General features: G+C 30.8%; 13 protein-coding genes. All 13 read left to right on the top strand.

What is annotated here, in order from left to right:
• Nucleotides 1-76 precede the first annotated feature (76 nt).
• Nucleotides 77-421 carry a type II toxin-antitoxin system PemK/MazF family toxin gene (locus AC2UOP_RS01925; protein ID WP_019213611.1) on the top strand — a complete coding sequence of 115 codons (345 nt, stop codon included), beginning with the start codon at nt 77-79 and terminating at the stop codon, nt 419-421.
• A gap of 33 nt (nt 422-454) precedes the next feature.
• Nucleotides 455-1,723 (top strand): nucleotide sugar dehydrogenase, encoded by a 1,269-nt coding sequence (locus AC2UOP_RS01920; protein ID WP_484832437.1) that lies wholly within the window; start codon nt 455-457, stop codon nt 1,721-1,723.
• Between the two features lie 46 nt (nt 1,724-1,769).
• Entirely contained in the window at nt 1,770-2,954 is a 1,185-nt protein-coding gene (locus AC2UOP_RS01915; RefSeq protein WP_484832436.1) for a glycosyltransferase, read from the top strand.
• On the top strand, nt 2,955-3,437 hold the full coding sequence (locus AC2UOP_RS01910; RefSeq protein ID WP_070599893.1) for a DUF4330 family protein: 483 nt from the start codon (nt 2,955-2,957) through the stop codon (nt 3,435-3,437).
• The gene (locus tag AC2UOP_RS01905; protein WP_019213606.1) at nt 3,421-3,915 is read left to right on the top strand and encodes a DUF4330 domain-containing protein; all 495 of its coding nucleotides are present in this window, start codon (nt 3,421-3,423) and stop codon (nt 3,913-3,915) included. The genes AC2UOP_RS01910 and AC2UOP_RS01905 overlap by 17 nt, the downstream gene beginning before the upstream one ends.
• A gap of 1 nt (nt 3,916) precedes the next feature.
• Complete coding sequence (locus tag AC2UOP_RS01900) at nt 3,917-5,452, top strand: O-antigen ligase family protein (RefSeq protein WP_484832435.1); 1,536 nt, start codon at nt 3,917-3,919, stop codon at nt 5,450-5,452.
• Nucleotides 5,430-7,619: a polysaccharide pyruvyl transferase CsaB gene (gene csaB, locus AC2UOP_RS01895; RefSeq protein WP_484832434.1), complete on the top strand. Its 2,190-nt coding sequence runs from the start codon at nt 5,430-5,432 to the stop codon at nt 7,617-7,619. Before AC2UOP_RS01900 ends, csaB begins: the two co-directional genes overlap by 23 nt.
• Entirely contained in the window at nt 7,609-8,370 is a 762-nt protein-coding gene (locus AC2UOP_RS01890) for a WecB/TagA/CpsF family glycosyltransferase (protein ID WP_484832433.1), read from the top strand. Before csaB ends, AC2UOP_RS01890 begins: the two co-directional genes overlap by 11 nt.
• 14 nt (nt 8,371-8,384) lie before the next feature.
• On the top strand, nt 8,385-10,364 hold the full coding sequence (gene tkt / locus AC2UOP_RS01885) for a transketolase (RefSeq protein WP_484832432.1): 1,980 nt from the start codon (nt 8,385-8,387) through the stop codon (nt 10,362-10,364).
• 161 nt (nt 10,365-10,525) lie between these two features.
• On the top strand, nt 10,526-10,930 hold the full coding sequence (locus AC2UOP_RS01880; protein ID WP_070599884.1) for a BlaI/MecI/CopY family transcriptional regulator: 405 nt from the start codon (nt 10,526-10,528) through the stop codon (nt 10,928-10,930).
• Nucleotides 10,911-12,077, top strand: a complete 1,167-nt coding sequence (locus tag AC2UOP_RS01875; protein ID WP_484832431.1) for a M56 family metallopeptidase — start codon at nt 10,911-10,913, stop codon at nt 12,075-12,077. Before AC2UOP_RS01880 ends, AC2UOP_RS01875 begins: the two co-directional genes overlap by 20 nt.
• Nucleotides 12,047-12,283: a hypothetical protein gene (locus AC2UOP_RS01870; protein ID WP_484832430.1), complete on the top strand. Its 237-nt coding sequence runs from the start codon at nt 12,047-12,049 to the stop codon at nt 12,281-12,283. Before AC2UOP_RS01875 ends, AC2UOP_RS01870 begins: the two co-directional genes overlap by 31 nt.
• A gap of 166 nt (nt 12,284-12,449) precedes the next feature.
• The gene (locus tag AC2UOP_RS01865; RefSeq protein ID WP_484832429.1) at nt 12,450-12,944 is read left to right on the top strand and encodes a hypothetical protein; all 495 of its coding nucleotides are present in this window, start codon (nt 12,450-12,452) and stop codon (nt 12,942-12,944) included.
• The last annotated feature ends 18 nt before the right edge of the window (nt 12,945-12,962 follow it).

Genomic DNA, 12,962 nt, shown 5'->3' with positions numbered 1-12,962 from the left:
CTGGTAAAGTTATTGACTTATAAGCGATTTTAAATTATAATATAATTGTCTTACTTATCAGAAAGGATGTGAGAATATGATAAAAAGAGGTGATATTATATATGCAGATTTATCACCTGTCATAGGCTCTGAACAAGGTGGTGTGAGGCCAGTCATTGTTATTCAAAACGATGTAGGTAACAAGTATTCACCAACCATCATAGTAGCTGCAATTACAAGTCAACTTAACAAATCTAAATTACCGACCCATATAGAAATAGATGGACCGGAATTTGGCTTGCCTAAAGATAGTGTTATTTTACTTGAGCAGATCAGAACTATTGATAAGAAAAGATTGAGAGAAAAAATTGGAACCGTAACCGACAAGCTGATGGCTAAGGTTGATGCCGGTTTAAAGATAAGTTTAGCGTTAAATAAATAATTTTATTTTACATATAAATTATAGGAGGATAAAATGAGTATTAAAACCATTTCCGTATTAGGATTAGGATATATTGGCTTACCAACAGCCACAATATTAAGTGATCATTTCAAAGTATTTGGATATGATTCAATAAAAGAAAAAATCGAAAAGATTAAGAATGGAACTTTAGAGATTGATGAACCAGGTCTTAAAGAAATTTTAGACAAAGCTCTAGAAGAGGGTAAGATAGAGGTTTCAGATAGAATTCATGAAGCTGATATGTATATCATCTGTGTTGGAACACCTTTTAATGAAGACAAGAGCTGCGATTTAAAATATATTAAGGATGCATGTCACGATGTTTTAAAAGTTCTTAAGAAAGGCGATACAGTTGTCTTAGAATCAACATCTCCACCACGTACTACAGAAGATGTTGTTAAGCCTATACTTGAAAAGTCTGGCTTAAAAGTGTCTGAAGACATATATTTAGCTCACAGCCCTGAAAGAGTTATTCCAGGAAATATTTTATATGAGCTTAAAAATAACCATAGAGTAGTGGGTGGCGTTGACAAAAAATCTGCTGAAATCGTTAGAGATGTATATAAGACATTTGTTGACGCAGAAGTATTTACAACAGATGCAACTACAGCTGAAGTATGTAAATTACTTGAAAACACATTTAGAGATGTAAATATTGCTCTTGCAAATGAAATGCTTAAGATATGTGATACACTAGGTGTAAATGTATGGGAACTAATTGAATTAGCTAATAAACATCCAAGAGTAAATGTTCATACACCTGGACCAGGAGTTGGTGGACATTGTATTTCAGTAGATCCATGGTTCTTGGTAACAGCGGATAAAGAAAATTCGAAACTAATTCATCAAGCAAGAGATATAAATGACTCTATGCCTAAATTTACAGCCGATAAGATAAAGAAGATAGTTGAAAAAGGCTCTAAGATAGCTATACTTGGCTCATCATTTAAGCCAAATATTGATGACTTTAGAGAAAGTCCAATAACTCATCTTATTGCTTTACTAAATGATGATTATAATGTAGCTGTTTATGATCCATTCAAAAACGATCAAATACTTGAATTTAATGAACTTTATGGTGATATTAGAGAAGTAATTACAGGTGCAGATTTATTGGTTTTAGGAGTAAATCATAGTCAATTCCAACTTCTTGACTATAAAGAAATAAAGAAAGTTATGAATAAAAAGAATATTTTTGACACAAGAAACTTTATTGATAGAGAAAAAGTTGAAGAACTAGGATTTAATTATTATTTATTGGGTAGTGGAGAACTTGAGTAAGATATTATTTATTGCAAATCAATTCCCGCCAATAGGTGGAAGTGGTGTGCAAAGAAGTTTAAAATTTGTAAAGTATCTATCAAGGCTTGGCAATGAAGTCTTAGTCGTATCAAAAGACGCTAGCAAAGACTTAAAAGATGACAGCTTATTAAATGATGTTCCTGAAAATGTGAGAGTCATCAGACTTAAGGCACATGACATTAACAATAGCGGTCTTATTAAAAAAGTCTATGCTAAGTTTTTTGCGCTTCCAGATGCTGAAGTTTTTTGGTATAAATTTAATAAAAAAGAGATTGAAAAGATAGCTCTAGAATTTAATCCAGATGTTATATACACCACTAGCTACCCTTATTCAGCACATTTATTTGGATTATATCTAAAAGAGAAATTTCCTAAGATGAAGTGGATAGTCGACTATAGAGATGAGTGGACGAATAATCCATTTCATCTAGATAGCTTTTCATCAAGAATAAAGATGAAATTATCAAAAAAGACTGAGCTTGAAATAAATTCTAAATGCGATTATTTTATTACAAATACTAGATTTATGCTTGATAACTTTGTAGCTGATTTGCCTGAGCTTAAGGGCAAGTCCACATATATACCCAATGGTTACGATGAAGAAGACTTTTTAGGCATATATCCAAAAGAAAAGAGCGATAAATTTACCTTTATTCACACAGGTGCTTTATATGGAAGAAGGAATTTGCATGAATTTTTATCAGCATTGAAAGAGCTTATTGATGAAGGAAAAATTGATAAGAGCGATATTAGGATAAATATAGCTGGCAATGTAAAAGACTCTCAGATAGAAGAGTATAAAAAGACTTATAATTTAGAAAAAGAAATTAATTATTTATCTTATCTAGCTCATGAAGAATCAATAAGAAAACTTCTTGAGGCAGACGTACTTTTGCTTTTAATAGGTAAGGGCAAAGGTTCTGAGAATTTTTATACAGGAAAAGTTTTTGAATATCTAAGAGCTTATAAAAATATTTTAGCCATAGTTCCAAAGCACGGAGCAGCAGGAGAGCTTATAGAAGAGACAAAGACGGGTATAGTCGCTGAGCCGGGTGAGACTAGAGAGATTAAAAACGCTATAATGAAGCTATATGAAAACTATAAGAGTGAGAATAATTATTATGGCTATAAAGAGCTTATCAAAAAATATTCAAGAGAGGCACAAGCAGAAGAGCTTAATAACATTATAAACAAAATTTTGGAGGAATAAATGAAGAAGAAATTCAAGATAAATATATTTGATATATTTATTATATTAATCTTGTTATTACTTGCATTTTTACTTATAAACAGAAAAAACATTAAGTCTAGCATAGGTAAAGAAGCAAAAAGAACAGTTATAATCACAGCAGAAGCTAAAGATAATATTACCAGAGATTCAATCAAAGATTTAAAGCCAGGAGACAAATTATTCGCTCAAGAAACATTTCAAGACGGAGAAATTATTAGCGTTGATATTCAAGCTAAAAAGAACGAATTGGTAAAGACTAATGGCGATATAATCGTTGTTGATGACGCAGAATTTGTTAACCCTATAGTTAAGATTAAGGCAAATGTTAACTATACAGGACCATACATGTCTTTAGGCGGACAAGAGATAAAAGCAGGCGTTGATATGTACGTTAAAACAAAAGACCATGCATATCTTGGCTATATAACAAATGTGGAGGAAGTAGATGAAAATAATAGATAATAAATTAAGATTATTTGGCAAAATAAGTTTATTAGATATACTAGCAGTATTGATTGTAATAGGCTTAGTTTTCTTTGCTTCACTTAAACTAATGAGAAAAGATGTAGCTGATATAACTTTAGGTAAAACTACTGAAAAGTATGAGGCAACACTTTATTTATATGAAAATAAAGGCAATACTGATTGCATAAGAATTGGCGATCAACTAGGAGAGATGAAAAATCACTTTGACATCTTTGTTAAAGATGTCAAGAGAGAAGACTACTACGTAAACACAGTTGATAACAATGGTGAGATTAAAAAAGTGATTGATCCACTTAAGGAAAAAACTGTAGTTACTATAGAAGGTAATTTTTCTAATGTAAGCAATTCACTTAAATTTGGCAAGCAAGAGCTAAGACTTGGCTCAACAATATTCTTAGAGTCTGACAACTACAGACTTAGCGCTCTTATAGCTGATAGAAAGAAAGTTGATTAAGATGGAAAAACTATTCAAAGAGAGTTTTTTATATAGATTATATGTCTATATACTTTCTCTACTTAGATCAAGCTTTCTATTTGACTATACTAAGCCTCAATACAAACAAAGGACTTATAGTGACAGTCTAAAGGGAAGCTTTTTATATAAGTTGTTAAATAAGATTGATGCAAGGATGTCTGTATTTTATAAAAAACTTAACAAGGTTTATAGAGATAGCTTTATTCATGTTTTAGTAGATAAATTTAATAATTCATTTCATGAGTCAATCATTTACAAGGGCTTTATTAAGCTAACAGGTGTAAAATACTTTGGCTTTATTTTTGTCTTAGTAATAGTTTTTTATATATTCACTGACTACATTATCAGAAAAATTCCTGGACTTAGCTCATTTGCAAACTATTGGGATGAATTCTATTTCTTATTTATGATTTTTTATCTAGCAATGAGAAGGATGAACTCAAATGGCAGCATTAAGTATAATTTCACTCCATTTGGTTTTGTTCTAGCTATATATTTTATTCTAGGAATAATACATGTACTTGTAGTTCAACCAAACACTAAGATAGCTATAGAAGGCTTTAGAGCAATGTTTCAACATGTTTTGTGGTACTACATTTTTGCGCAATTCTTCACAAGCGAAGATATTGTCAAGACTGTGTCAAAATTTATATCACATGGCGGATTTTTACTTGGTCTTCATGCCATATATCAATTTATATTTAAAGTGAAAATGCCAGGCAATTGGATAGACTCAAGCGAATCGATAAAGGTAAGAGCCTTTTCTATAGTTGGTTCGCCTAATATACTTGGTGTTATATTTGTATTAATTTTACCATTGGTAATATCATTATTTTTAATTGAAAAGAATAAAAAGCTTAAAGCAGTATATTTTATCGAGACTATGGTAATGCTTTTAGGTTTGTTATTAACATACTCAAGAGGAGCATGGATAGCTTTTGCACTAGCTATGCTTGTATTCATTTTATTTACAAACGTTAGAGTATTAACTCCATTTGTGATACTTGGATCTTTATTTATAGTCTCAGGAAATTCATTATCAACAAGACTTTTATATATGCTTACACCCGAATATATGTTTAAATCAGCTAGTGGAGGCAGAATCTATAGATGGACTATAGGTTTAAAAGTTTGGTCAAAGCATAAATTTTGGGGCGTTGGCCTTGGTAGATATGGCGGAGCAGTTGCTATAAACAATGATTTATCACCATTCTACTTAGATAATTATTATTTGAAGACCTTGGTTGAAACAGGTTACTACGGCGTATGCGCAATTGGCTTTATGATACTTGGATTTTTAATATCTACATTAAAAGTTGTATTTACTCAAAAGAATTTAGATAACAAAATATTAGCATGCGGACTATTTTGCGGTGCATTAGGTGTTTTAATACAAAATTCAGTAGAAAATATTTTTGAGTTCCCAGCTATGATTATATATTTTGTTATGTATGCAGCACTAATCATGGGATTAAGAAACAAAGGAATTGATTATGAAAGTACTTCATCTAATTAGTGGCGGAGATACTGGCGGAGCCAAGACTCACATCATAAATTTACTTTGCGGTTTAAAAGATAAAGTTGATGTAAAATTAGTTTGCTTTATCAAAGGACCTTTTGCTGACGATTTAAAAAAGCATGGCATAGATGTCGAAGTAATCGAGCAAAGAAGCAGATTTGATTTTTCTGTTGTAAATAAACTTAAGGACCTCATCGAGAGTGAAAATTTTGAGATAGTTCACTCACATGGAGCCAGAGCTAATCTTATAAGCTACTTTTTAAAGAAAAAAGTAGATGCTAAGTTCATAACTACTGTTCACAGCGATTATTTATTAGATTTTAAAGATAATTTTTATAAAAATATAGTTTTTACCGATCTTAATAAATTTGCCTTAAAAAGATTTGACAATTACATAGCAGTTTCCGATAGTTTTAAGGACATGCTAGTAAGTAGAGGATTTGATAAGGATAAGATATTTACTATATACAATGGTATATTTTTAGAAGATAAAATAATAAAAGATAAAGAAAGCTATTTAATAGAGAAAAATATTGATTACAAGAATAAGTTTATAGTTGGTATACTAGCTAGACTTGACAAAGTTAAAGACCATGAAACATTTCTAAGAGCGGCAAAAGAAGTGATTGATATAGATAAATCTGTCATATTTTTACTTGCAGGCGATGGTCAAGATAAAGAGCATTTATTAAGCTTAAGAAAAGATTTAGGCTTAGAGCAAAATGTTTATTTCTTAGGCAACGAGACTCATCCATATGATTTTCTGAATGCGATTGATATAAACGTTTTATGCAGCTTAAGTGAATCATTTCCTTATGTCATAATGGAGAGTGGCTCACTTAAAAAAGCTACTATAGCGTCAAGAGTTGGCGGCATACCTAAGATAATTTTAGATGGCGAAACAGGAAAGCTATTTGAAAAGCAAGATTATAAGGCGCTTGCTGCAGATATACTTGAGCTAAAAAATAAAGCTGATGAGCGTAAAAAACTTGGTGAAAATTTATATACTAGAATCATTGATAATTTCACTCATATAAAGATGGCTGAGAAGCACGTAGAAATTTATAAGAAGATTTTAGCAAAGCATGTCATTATGTCAGGCTACTTTGGTTTTTCAAACTCAGGCGATGACGCTATATTAAAGTCAATACTTGAGTCTTTTAAAGCCTTGGATCCAAGTCTAAATATAAAAGTACTGTCAAAGGATCCAAGTCTAACTGAGAAGGAATATGGTGTTCCAGCTGTTGATAGATTTAAGCTCTTTGATGTAATTAAGAGCATTAAAGCGTCTGACATGCTTATAAGCGGCGGCGGAAGCCTCTTACAAGACAAGACAAGTTCCAGATCAATTTGGTACTATTTATTAATAATGAAGCTTGCTAAGCACTATAAGAAAAAAGTTTTTGTTTATTCGAATGGTGTTGGACCGATAAATAAAAAATTCAACAGAAATTTCACAAGAAGAGTACTTAACAAAGTTGATTATATCACGCTCAGAGATATTGATTCATATAATTTCATTAAATCAATTGGTGTCAACAATCAAAATGTAAAAGTTTTATCAGATCCAGTCTTTAATCTAAAAGAGGCAAGTGATGAAAGCATTCGTGAGAAATTTGATATAAATAAAGATACAGTTTTAGTCTCTGTTAGGTCATGGATGAATGACGAAAAACTTATAGATGAGCTAGTTAAATTTTTAAATTATCTTATTGATCAAGGAAAAAATATTGTTTTCATGCCAATGCAGATGCCAAGAGATACGACTATCTCAGAAAAAATTGCAGCAAATTTAAAATCAAGCAAGATAATCGATGAAAAATATCCAGTTGAAATACTTATGAATCTTATGAAAAACGCTGATTTTATCGTTGCTATGAGACTACACGCTATGATATATGCAATTCATCAAAACTTGCCATTTATAGGCCTTTCTTATGATCCAAAGACTGAGACGCTTCTAAAAGATTTTGATGAGAGCATAAATATTGACGTAGATGGTATTAATTATGATGATTTAACTAAAGCTTATGAATACATTAGTAATAATAGAAAAGATTTTATAAATATATTAAGTTCTATTAATGAAGAAAATAAGAAAAAGGCAATAGAAGCAAGCAAGCTTGCACTAGAACTTTTAAAGGATGATGCTTATGGACATTAAAATTTTAGGTGTAAGAATAAATAATATTGATATGTCAGAAACCATTGCGAAGATTAATGAATTTTTTGATAATGATAAACTTAATTATATTTACACACCAAATCCAGAGATAGTTATGAGAGCTGGAAGAGATGATGAATTTAAAGAAATAATTAACTCAGCATCACTAAATTTATGTGATGGAATTGGTCTAATGATAGCATCAAAATTAAAGAAAAAGCCGCTCAAATCAAGAGTTACAGGCTATGACACGTCTATCAAGATATTGGAGTTAATGAATGAAAAATGCCTCTCGCTGTTTTTGTTAGGCGCTAAGCCTGGCATAGCTGAGAAAGCTATAGAGAAGATTAATCATGATTATCCAAACATAGTCGTAGCAGGCTATAATAACGGATATTTCAAAGGCAGTCACAATGGCAATGCATCTTGCGATGAAGAAGAAGCTTTGATAAAAAAGATAAATGATTCAAAGGCGGACGCCATCTTTGTAGGCATGGGAGCGGGCTATCAAGAAAAATTTATCTATTATAATAAAGATAAAATTAAATCAAGGCTTGCAATTGCTAATGGCGGGGTAATAGACGTATTAGCTGGCAATGTCAAGATAGCGCCAGCTTTTATAAGAAAGATAGGTATGGAATGGCTGTATAGACTCATAAAGGAACCAAAACGATTTAAAAGACAACTGGACATACCAAGATTTTTAATGAAGATAATTTTTACAAAAAATGCAGTAGAGTATATAAATTGAAATAGGAGGTTAATATGGACATTAAACAAAAGGCAATAAATACTATTAGGGTATTATCGGCGGAAGCTATTGAAAAAGCTAATTCAGGCCATCCTGGTTTGCCACTAGGAGCAGCGCCAATGGCATTTACATTATTTAATGAGCACTTAAAGCACAATCCAAAGAATCCTGATTGGATAAACAGAGACAGATTCATCTTATCTGCAGGACATGGATCAATGCTTCTATACTCATTACTTAATTTATATGGATATGGACTAAAGATTGAAGATTTAGAAAATTTCAGACAATTTGACTCACTTACACCAGGTCACCCTGAGTATATGCATACAAAGGGCGTTGAAGCAAGTACTGGACCACTAGGACAAGGTATTGCTATGGGTGTCGGTATGGCTATAGCTGAAAAACATTTAGCAGCTTTATTCAATAAAGATGACAATAAACTTATTGACCACATGACTTATATACTTTGCGGCGATGGCTGCTTACAAGAAGGTATTTCAAATGAAGCATCATCTTTAGCTGGAACACTTAAGCTAAATAAATTAGTTGTTTTATATGACTCAAACAACATTACTATTGAAGGCGATACAAAATTTGCTTTCACTGAAAATGTTAGAGCAAGATATGAAGCACTTGGCTGGAACACTCTATACGTTGAAGATGGTAATGATATCGAGGCTATATCCAAGGCTATAGCTGAAGCAAAAAAAAGCACTGATAAACCAACATTAATTGAAATTAAGACTAAGATTGGTTATGGCGCTACTGGCAAAGAAGGAAGCGCTGACGCTCACGGAGCACCTTTAGGAGCTGAATCACTAGCTGCACTTAGAAAAAATCTTTCATATGAAGAAGAAGGCTTCAATGTGAGCAAAGACGTTCTTGACTATATGAAAGAAAAGAGCGTAGAGCTAGAAAAATATGAAGAAGATTGGTACAAAAAATTAGAAGCATACAAAGCTAAATACAAAGCAGATTATGACAAGCTTATGAGCTTCTACGATAAAGAAGTAAGTGAAGAAGTATTAAAGGCTTGCACTGATATAGAACTAAAAGATGATGCATCAAGAAGCTCATCAGGCAAGGTTCTTAACAAGGTAAGTAACGTCTTAGAAAATCTTATGGGCGGATCAGCTGACCTAGGTCCATCAAATAAATCAGTTATGAATGATGAAAAATTCTTCTCAAGCGAATGTCCAGAAGGAAGAAACATACACTTCGGTATCAGAGAGCACGCAATGGGAGCCATTGTTAACGGAATTTTACTTCATGGCGGATTAAGATCTTATGCAGCAACATTCTTAGTTTTCTCAGATTATATGAAGCCATCAATAAGACTTGCATCACTAATGAATTTACCTGCAATATATATATTAACTCATGACAGCATAGGTGTTGGCGAAGACGGACCAACTCATCAACCTATAGAGCACTTAGCAATGCTTAGAAGCATACCAAACATCAATGTAATTAGACCTGCTGACTCAAGAGAAGTTTGCTACGCTTGGCAAGCAGCTTTAATGAGCAAAAAAACACCAACATGCTTGATACTTTCAAGACAAGGACTAAAACTTCTTGATAATTCATCAGAAGAAGCATTGAAGGGCGCTTATATAGTTCATAAAGAAGCAAAGGATGCAATTGACGCTATAATCATAGCTACAGGATCAGAAGTAGCTTTGTCAATAGAGGCTGCAAAAGATTTAGAAGCAAAAGGTAAGTCAATAAGAGTTGTTAGTATGCCATCACAAGAAATATTCTTAAATCAAGACAAAGAATATATCGAAAAGATACTTCCATCAAATGTTAAAGCTAGAGTATCAGTAGAAGCACTTTCAACAATGCCTTGGGGCAGATTTGTTGGCCTAGAAGGTACTGCAATTGGTATCGATAGATTTGGTTCATCAGCACCAGGAAAAGTCTTATTTGAAAAATACGGAATTACTAAAGAACATGTTAAAGAAGAAGTTATTAAGCTTATAGAAAAATAATCAAAATTATAAAACCCTCTTTACTCATTACGAGTAGAGAGGGTATTTTTATGCGTAAAAACAATTAATAATTAATAGAAAGTACTTGACTTTTCTTATGAAATATGATATATTCAATGTGAAAATATTAAAATAAATGAAAATGAAATAGGAGGTACAATATGGATTTATCAAATGGTGAATTACAAGTTATGGAGCTTCTATGGCAAGGAGATGTTTTAGATGAGAACGGAGAAATACAAGCTTTAGAATTGTCCAAAATTTTAAAAGAGAAATATGGAATTAGTAAAACTTCTGCCTATACATTTATAGGTAGGCTCATTGAAAAGGGGGTCTTAGATAGGCGTTATCCAAAATATACGATTAGTGTTATTATGTCACGCGAAGAAGCTTTACTTAGCAAGCAAAAAGAAGCGTTTCAAAAATTATTTAAAGGATCTCTTGTAAATATGTGTAAAACATTCTTGAGCACAGAAAAAGTTTCAGAAGAAGAACTTACAGAAATGAAAAACTTATTAGATAATTTTGAAGTAGAGGACAGTAAAGGTGATAGTAGACATATATAATGAATATGCTTTGCTTAAAAGTTTTAAAAGTTTACTGCTTATAATATTAATATTACTTGTGAGAAAATATTTAAACAAAAATGCTTTTAAATCAGCAAGTATTATTTTATGGGCGCTCTTATTTGCATACTTGATATGCCCATATCAAATTTTAATTAAAATTGAAGAATTTAACGCCAATTGCATATTTAATTTTATATTATACATCTTAAGTTATATAGACTCAATTTTAAGGCTAGTATCAAAAAAAGTAAGTTATGTTTTATATCCGAGAAACCGCTATATAGTAACACTGATTATTTTGTGCTATGTGCTATATAAATATATAAAATTTGATAAAATTATGAAGGACTCAAAAATAATACATGACAATAAGAGCATAGATTATATAAAGTCTTTTAAATTAAGAAGGACAGTCAGTATTTATATAAATAATAATTTAAAAACTCCAGTGACGTATGGCTTATTGAAGCCTAAAATAATTCTCCAGTCATATATATTAGAAGATGAAGGATTATTAAAGTATGTAATGATGCATGAGCTAACACATATAAAAAGATTTCATATTTTATTTAATCATATAGTAAATCTTGTAGCTTGTGTATTCTGGTGTAATCCACTACTTATTATTAGTTTGAAATATCTTGAGCAAGATATTGAAATCTATACAGACAAAGAGGTAATTTCAAGATTGGGAGATACTATAGAATCAAGAAAAGAGTACTGTAAGTCAATGTTTCAGCTTATGAGCAATTCTGTTAAAAGAGATGAGGTATCTTTAAAATTAAATCCAAATTTAGAAAGGATGATAATAATGAAAAATTATAAAAAAACAATACTAGGCACATTTATTTTCGCTTTAACATTTCTTTTTAGCATACCAGTTTTTGCTAGTGTAGTTAAATTAGAGAAAGATAGAATAGAAGTTATTGGAACAGAAGTAGAGTTTCAAAGTGTTGACAATTCTGATGGAAGAATTCAAATCATAAGTGAAGAAGAATTTAATAAACTAAAACTAAAAGATATATATGCACCTCAACTAAGATTTATAGATATGAGTGAGATCAAGACAATTAATGAATATGATAAATTAACCTATAAATTCGATACAGGTTTATGGACTGGAAGCAAAATGATGGATTTATAATAAAATTATTAGATTTAAAGCCTATTTCTAAAATTGAATATTTTATAGTTATAGAAGAAGATAGTCATAAAATCTATGATAACAAATTTTCTTCAGATAAGATACTAAAGATAAAAGCAAATTCAGGTAGTAAATATAGAATTTATATATTTAATCTTAATAATTGGAAATTAACTGGGGATATAAACATAAATGCTTATAAATAATAGTTTTATATATTGTTAATATTAAAACAATTATAATTTTATAATGCTAGCTATAATTATAATTGTTTAAATAATATAAAACTATAGTGATATGGGGGTGCATGACTGATAATTAATTATATTATATAAAATTTATGATTGGATTGTTAACAAAAGGAGGATTATTATGAACAAGAAAAAAATATTATTATTAACAACAATACTAATTTTTACACTTTCATTATTTGCTTGCAATAGGGATGTATCAAATAATGATAATGGGGACTCTAAGGAAAGTGTAGTTAAAACTTATAAATTCCTTAAAGTAAATGAAACAGAGATAGAAGCACAAGAAGTTATACTTTTAAATTACTTCTTAGAAGAAGATAAGAAAGAACTAGAAAGGTTAGAAATACCTGAAGATGAATATCCAGGTGGTTTTTATTATAAGGAATTAGACAATAAGGAGACTCTTAAAGCTGATGAAAATACAAAAGTAACGATTATTGATGTTGAGGAAAAGTACTCCAAAGATACAAAGGGCGATAGAAAATATACTTTTGAAAGCTTTAAAGATTTTGCTTCCTTGTTTAAAACAAACGAGGATTTAGCAAATAGAATTTATATTGTTGAAACAAAAGATGGTAAAGTAATAAAAGCAGAGGAGAAACTTACAAATTAGTTTTCACTCAATACGATT

The sequence above is a fragment of the Fenollaria sp. genome (assembly GCF_057222035.1).
This window is presented reverse-complemented; position numbering and strand designations above follow the sequence as displayed.

What these genes read in the sequence shown, in the direction of transcription:
- AC2UOP_RS01925 (WP_019213611.1), top strand. Translation starts at nt 77, where the DNA reads ATGATAAAAAGAGGTGATATTATATATGCAGATTTATCACCTGTCATA.
- AC2UOP_RS01920 (WP_484832437.1), top strand. Translation starts at nt 455, where the DNA reads ATGAGTATTAAAACCATTTCCGTATTAGGATTAGGATATATTGGCTTA.
- AC2UOP_RS01910 (WP_070599893.1), top strand. Translation starts at nt 2,955, where the DNA reads ATGAAGAAGAAATTCAAGATAAATATATTTGATATATTTATTATATTA.
- AC2UOP_RS01905 (WP_019213606.1), top strand. Translation starts at nt 3,421, where the DNA reads ATGAAAATAATAGATAATAAATTAAGATTATTTGGCAAAATAAGTTTA.
- AC2UOP_RS01900 (WP_484832435.1), top strand. Translation starts at nt 3,917, where the DNA reads ATGGAAAAACTATTCAAAGAGAGTTTTTTATATAGATTATATGTCTAT.
- csaB (WP_484832434.1), top strand. Translation starts at nt 5,430, where the DNA reads ATGAAAGTACTTCATCTAATTAGTGGCGGAGATACTGGCGGAGCCAAG.
- AC2UOP_RS01890 (WP_484832433.1), top strand. Translation starts at nt 7,609, where the DNA reads ATGGACATTAAAATTTTAGGTGTAAGAATAAATAATATTGATATGTCA.
- tkt (WP_484832432.1), top strand. Translation starts at nt 8,385, where the DNA reads ATGGACATTAAACAAAAGGCAATAAATACTATTAGGGTATTATCGGCG.
- AC2UOP_RS01880 (WP_070599884.1), top strand. Translation starts at nt 10,526, where the DNA reads ATGGATTTATCAAATGGTGAATTACAAGTTATGGAGCTTCTATGGCAA.
- AC2UOP_RS01870 (WP_484832430.1), top strand. Translation starts at nt 12,047, where the DNA reads ATGGACTGGAAGCAAAATGATGGATTTATAATAAAATTATTAGATTTA.
- AC2UOP_RS01865 (WP_484832429.1), top strand. Translation starts at nt 12,450, where the DNA reads ATGAACAAGAAAAAAATATTATTATTAACAACAATACTAATTTTTACA.